We start from the raw sequence: 4831 nt of genomic DNA, 5'->3' as shown, positions 1-4831 counted from the left end.
TAGTTTGACGATAATTGTATTTTTCGACAAACTGTTTAAAATCATCATTAAAATTACTTTTTCTAATAAAGAAGAAGCTGTTTTGATGATAACTTTGATAAATAAAATGATCATAACTGGAAATAAAAATCAGTGTACTGTTAGGATATAACTCTAAATATCTTTGTCCAAATAAAAAGCTTTCCTGATCGTTTATGACAACATCTAAAAATAATAAATCGGCTTCTATTTCATATAATTGATCAAGATTATTTAATAATTCAATTTGATAATCTATAAAATATTTACTGATTTCAGTTTCAATTATTTTTAGATCATTTCTATTATCATCAACTAGCAATATTTTCATCTTACCTATCCCCAATCTTTAAATCAATATATTTAACTATTCACTTTTTATTATATTGATTTAATTAAATAAAGAAAGTATTCAAGGATAAATTGCTTGATTAAAGGATAAATTACATTGGTATCAAAGATCTATTTGATATTTATCATCAATTAGAATATATTTAAAATTATATTGTTTGCACATTTTTTGATAATAGCTATTTTCTTTTAGCATTAATTCTTTATTACACCAAGAATCATCTTGACGATTTTCAATGATGCTAGCGTATTCTTTTATTGCATTAAAATTCTTTTCAATATATTTTTTACTCATTACAAGACAATAATATTTGATTTCTTTTAAATATTTATCTGTAAAAGATTCTTTCCAGTTAAAGGGAATATAACAGCCTTCAATAACTAAATTTTGTTTATTTTCAATTGCAGTTTTGATCATTTCTCTAATAATTGGCCATAAATAGTTTTCTAACTCCAAATCATCTTCAGGTTTTAGATTAGTATTTTTACTTCTAATTAATCCCATTTTTAAATGATCAATAGAAAAATATGGAAAATGATATTTTTCTAATAGTTTTTGAGCTAATAGTGTTTTTCCAGTATGACTAGCTCCAGTAATTAAAATAATCATTAATAAACTCCTTATACTAAAAAGAATGAGCATAACTCATTCTTTTACTTCTTTGGTACAATTTCAATCCAATAATCATCAGGATCGTTAATGAAATATAATCCCATCGCTTCATTTTCAAAACAGATACAACCCATTTCCTGGTGTAACTGATGAGCTTTTTGATAGTCATCGACTTCAAAACAAATATGACTTTCATTTTCACCTAGTTCATAAGGTTGTGGGTGATCTTTTAACCAAGTTAATTCGATTTGAAAATCAGAAACACCATCATTTAAATAAGTTAAAACAAAGCTGCCATCACTAGCTTCTTTAGTTCTTACAACTTCCATGTTTAATGCCTGTTTATAAAAAGCAACACTTTTTTCGATATCTGTAATATTGATATTACAATGAACACATTTAAAATTCATCTTTTTCTCCTTTAACGCTTAAATTCATATAATCGATATTGACCTATATAAATTAAAATAAGATCCATAATAATTTCTACTGGCCAATATACTAATACAAATACACTTATCCCTACTAACAAATCATAACCAATTACCGTTACAACATACACGGCAACGATAAAAGCTATGATAATTGGTAAAAAGCCAATTCCTGATGGAAATTGAATTTGCATTATTGTCCCACATTCAGGACATTTTTGCCTTGCTTTATAGGCAAATGAGCTGGGTTTAAACTCGTGATTACAATTACTACAATGCATTTTTATAAAGTACAGATCATGACAGTCATATCACCATCATATTCAACTTCATTTTGATCGCTACAAACGATAAAGTTATCACCCATTTTTACATCATTACCATCAATCGTTCCACTACCTTTAATTACCGTAACCATTTGGAATGGTTTATTGTTTTCAATCGTATTTTTACCAGTCATGACATATTTAGTAACGGTGAAAAATTCACTAGAAACTAGTTTTGTTGCTTCACCATTTTCAATCACTGCAGTTTCCATTTTAGCTGCTGAATATGGCTGATATGGTACTGTTGCTACATCGATTGATTGTTGAACATGCAACTGACGTTCGTTACCATTTGCATCTTTACGATGATAATCATAAACACGATAAGTGATATCTGATGATTGTTGCGCTTCGTAAATTAATGAACCACCACAAATTGCATGAATTGTTCCTGATGGAATATAGAAAAAATCCCCTTCTTTAATTGAAAATTTATTTAATAAATTTTCATAATCATCATTTTCAATTGCTTTGATTAATTCTTCTTTAGTTTTAGCATGGTGTCCCATGACCATTTTAGTATCATCTTCAACCCCTAAAACATACCAGCATTCCGTTTTTCCTAGTGAATTTTCGTGAACTTTAGCATATTCATCATTAGGATGTACTTGAACTGATAAATCATTACAAGCATCAATAATCTTAATCAATAATGGAAATTGATCACCTTCAATATTACCAAATAAATCACGGTTATTTTGCCATAAGTTAGATAGCTTTTGACCATCAAATTCACCGCCACTAATAGTACAATCACCATTTTTATGAGCTGAAATAGCCCAGCATTCCCCAGTATGATCACTTGGAATATCAAAATCATAAACGTCTTTTAATTTATGACCTCCCCAAATCATTTCTTTAAATACTGGATTAATTTTTAAAACATGTCCCATTTTCTCTACCTCTTTTCTATAAATTTAAAAAAATCCGCTAATTCATTTTCATTAAACACAGCAATACCATGCTGTTTCAACAATTGAGTTGTAATTCCATCACCTTGTATTAAACGATGAGTAAATGTGCCATCATAAACAAAGCCCTTGCCACAACTTGGACTATTGGCTTTTAACACAACCGCTTTTACCCCACTTTCCTTTAACAACTCTAATGCTTTTTTAGCACCTAACTGATAAGCTTCTGTTTTATCGTTTCCTTCAATATCTTTAACCTTATTACCAGTAATTTCACATGGCAAACGGGGAATCGTTAATCCGCCTAACACTTCTGGACAAATTAAAACAGCTCCATTTTTTTGGTAATATTCTTGTAATTTTAAAACTAAGTTATCGCTGCCCTTATAAGTACATTTACAGCCAACTAAACAGCTGCTAATTCCAATCATTGACTAACTCCAATATTTCATCAGGTTTTTCAACCACATAATTAGCACCACTAGCCAACAATTCCTCACGTCCACGAAATCCCCAGGCAACTCCAATTGCTTTAACTTTAGTATTTTTTGCCGTCAACATATCGACATTACTATCACCAATATAAACTACTTGATTTTTCTTAACATCGAATAAATCGATTACTAAATTATTTAAGCAAGGATCGGGTTTTTTAGGATGTAAAGGACTATTACCAAAAACATAACTAAAACAATCAGGAAATAGAGTTTTTACTAATTTCAATGCATGAGGATGTGGTTTATTAGTAACAACAGCTAAATTATATCCTTTAGCTACTAATTCTTCAATCAACTCACTAATCCCTGGATATGGCTTAGTGTTTTCAAGACATTTTTGGCCATATAGCTGATCAAATCTTTCTTTAACTTTCAGCGTTTTATCTAAGTGTTCTTTAGGAAGCACTCGTTCAATTAATTTAATAATACCATCACCAACAAAATAACGATATTGATCAATTGGATAAGTTGGAAAATTATATTCTTGAAGAATTTGATTAACTGTATTAGCTAAATCAGTCAAAGAATCGACTAAAGTACCATCTAAATCAAAAATAATCGTATTTATCATAACCTCACTCCATTTTCAAACGTATTATAACATATATTTTTCTTGTATGCTTAAAAAGTTGTGGTATAATTTTTACATTAAGGAGTGGAAAGATGGAAGAAAGAAGTTCTGTTTTCATGAATTTAGGAACAGCAATTGGTTTACTAGGTGCAATTATCTATTTTATTATCCAGTTTGCTTTTTCTACTGTAAGTTCATGGATGGCATTAATATTTTTTGTTGCTGCCTTTGTTGGCAGAATCATTGGTTATGGTTTAGATCGTATCGTTGATAAAAACAAAAAGCATTAATTAAGTTATCGTTTAATAGTCACAAAGGAGCATTATCTTTGCTCCTTTTTTCTTTAACTTCTATATCATTTATTAATAGCAGTTAAAATGATTGGGATTATATTTATAATTATTATCAATTTTCAAGTTAGCTTGAAAAAATCTACACTATAAAGAATAAAATGATAAAATACGATCAAAATAGATGAAATAACAATATACTATTGAAAATATCTAAATAAAATATTTAAATTAAAATGCCTAAACCATTAAAACACGTATTTATACGTGCTATAATAAATTTAGGTAGGGAATTGATAAAAATGCCCATAACAGCTAAAGAGATGGTTAAATTTTAAAAAAACAACGGCTTTGAAAGAATGTCTCAAAGTGGAACGCAATTAAAGATGAGAAACCACACAACTGGTAAAATTGTTATTGTGCCAATGCATAGGGGCGACTTACCAAACGGAACCGAAAAGGTTATTTTAAAAGAGGCCGGGCTAAAGAAATAAGCCCACCTCTATGCATATATTAATTTTGGAGGTGATTTTTATATGCGTAAAAGATTAATCTATCCAGCAATTTTTTTACAAGAAGATGATGGTATTACAATCTCTTTCCCTGATTTACAAGGATGTATTAGTTGTGCGGATACTTTTGAAGAGGCTTATGAAATGGCTAAGGAGGCGATGGAATTATATTTAGAGGATTATATAGGTGACTTATTTAAAAGTGCACCTAAACCATCTAAAATTCAGGATATCAAGTTAAAGGATAACGAATGTATTGCTTTAATCGAATTAGATATAAATGAATATTTAAAGACATTTAATAATAAAGC

9 protein-coding genes and 1 pseudogene are annotated in these 4831 nt (G+C 29.1%); 3 read left to right on the top strand and 7 right to left on the bottom strand.

From position 1 onward, the window contains the following. From J7M77_RS09520 to J7M77_RS09490, 7 genes are all read right to left on the bottom strand, one after another. On the bottom strand, nt 1-349 hold a 349-nt coding region (locus tag J7M77_RS09520; protein ID WP_296877877.1), incomplete at its 3' end, for a hypothetical protein. Nucleotides 350-472: 123 nt separating this feature from the next. Further along, nucleotides 473-979, bottom strand: a complete 507-nt coding sequence (locus tag J7M77_RS09515) for an adenylate kinase (protein ID WP_296877875.1) — start codon at nt 977-979, stop codon at nt 473-475. A gap of 44 nt (nt 980-1023) precedes the next feature. Further along, nucleotides 1024-1392, bottom strand: a complete 369-nt coding sequence (locus J7M77_RS09510; RefSeq protein WP_296877873.1) for a VOC family protein — start codon at nt 1390-1392, stop codon at nt 1024-1026. Between the two features lie 11 nt (nt 1393-1403). Next, nucleotides 1404-1607: a hypothetical protein gene (locus tag J7M77_RS09505; RefSeq protein WP_296877872.1), complete on the bottom strand. Its 204-nt coding sequence runs from the start codon at nt 1605-1607 to the stop codon at nt 1404-1406. Between the two features lie 89 nt (nt 1608-1696). Further along, the gene (locus J7M77_RS09500) at nt 1697-2632 is read right to left on the bottom strand and encodes a type I phosphomannose isomerase catalytic subunit (protein WP_296877870.1); all 936 of its coding nucleotides are present in this window, start codon (nt 2630-2632) and stop codon (nt 1697-1699) included. Between the two features lie 5 nt (nt 2633-2637). Next, entirely contained in the window at nt 2638-3081 is a 444-nt protein-coding gene (locus J7M77_RS09495) for a DUF523 domain-containing protein (protein ID WP_296877868.1), read from the bottom strand. Continuing rightward, the gene (locus J7M77_RS09490) at nt 3068-3718 is read right to left on the bottom strand and encodes an HAD family hydrolase (protein WP_296877866.1); all 651 of its coding nucleotides are present in this window, start codon (nt 3716-3718) and stop codon (nt 3068-3070) included. Before J7M77_RS09490 ends, J7M77_RS09495 begins: the two co-directional genes overlap by 14 nt. Before the next feature lie 92 nt (nt 3719-3810). Here J7M77_RS09490 and J7M77_RS09485 point away from each other — a divergent pair, with 92 nt between their 5' ends. From J7M77_RS09485 to J7M77_RS09475, 3 genes and pseudogenes are all read left to right on the top strand, one after another. Beyond that, nucleotides 3811-4008 carry a hypothetical protein gene (locus tag J7M77_RS09485; RefSeq protein WP_296877864.1) on the top strand — a complete coding sequence of 66 codons (198 nt, stop codon included), beginning with the start codon at nt 3811-3813 and terminating at the stop codon, nt 4006-4008. 350 nt (nt 4009-4358) lie between these two features. Beyond that, nucleotides 4359-4502, top strand: a pseudogene (locus J7M77_RS09480) (type II toxin-antitoxin system HicA family toxin); the annotation flags it as partial. 42 nt (nt 4503-4544) lie between these two features. After that, on the top strand, nt 4545-4831 hold a 287-nt coding region (locus J7M77_RS09475; RefSeq protein WP_296877862.1), incomplete at its 3' end, for a type II toxin-antitoxin system HicB family antitoxin.

It is taken from the genome of Thomasclavelia sp., assembly GCF_017889095.1.
Taxonomy (GTDB): Bacteria; Bacillota_I; Bacilli_A; order Erysipelotrichales; family Coprobacillaceae; genus Thomasclavelia.
This window is presented reverse-complemented; position numbering and strand designations above follow the sequence as displayed.

Coding starts and splice junctions, on each gene's coding strand:
- J7M77_RS09515 (WP_296877875.1), bottom strand. CDS start 979: ATGATTATTTTAATTACTGGAGCTAGTCATACTGGAAAAACACTATTA.
- J7M77_RS09510 (WP_296877873.1), bottom strand. CDS start 1,392: ATGAATTTTAAATGTGTTCATTGTAATATCAATATTACAGATATCGAA.
- J7M77_RS09505 (WP_296877872.1), bottom strand. CDS start 1,607: ATGCAAATTCAATTTCCATCAGGAATTGGCTTTTTACCAATTATCATA.
- J7M77_RS09500 (WP_296877870.1), bottom strand. CDS start 2,632: ATGGGACATGTTTTAAAAATTAATCCAGTATTTAAAGAAATGATTTGG.
- J7M77_RS09495 (WP_296877868.1), bottom strand. CDS start 3,081: ATGATTGGAATTAGCAGCTGTTTAGTTGGCTGTAAATGTACTTATAAG.
- J7M77_RS09490 (WP_296877866.1), bottom strand. CDS start 3,718: ATGATAAATACGATTATTTTTGATTTAGATGGTACTTTAGTCGATTCT.
- J7M77_RS09485 (WP_296877864.1), top strand. CDS start 3,811: ATGGAAGAAAGAAGTTCTGTTTTCATGAATTTAGGAACAGCAATTGGT.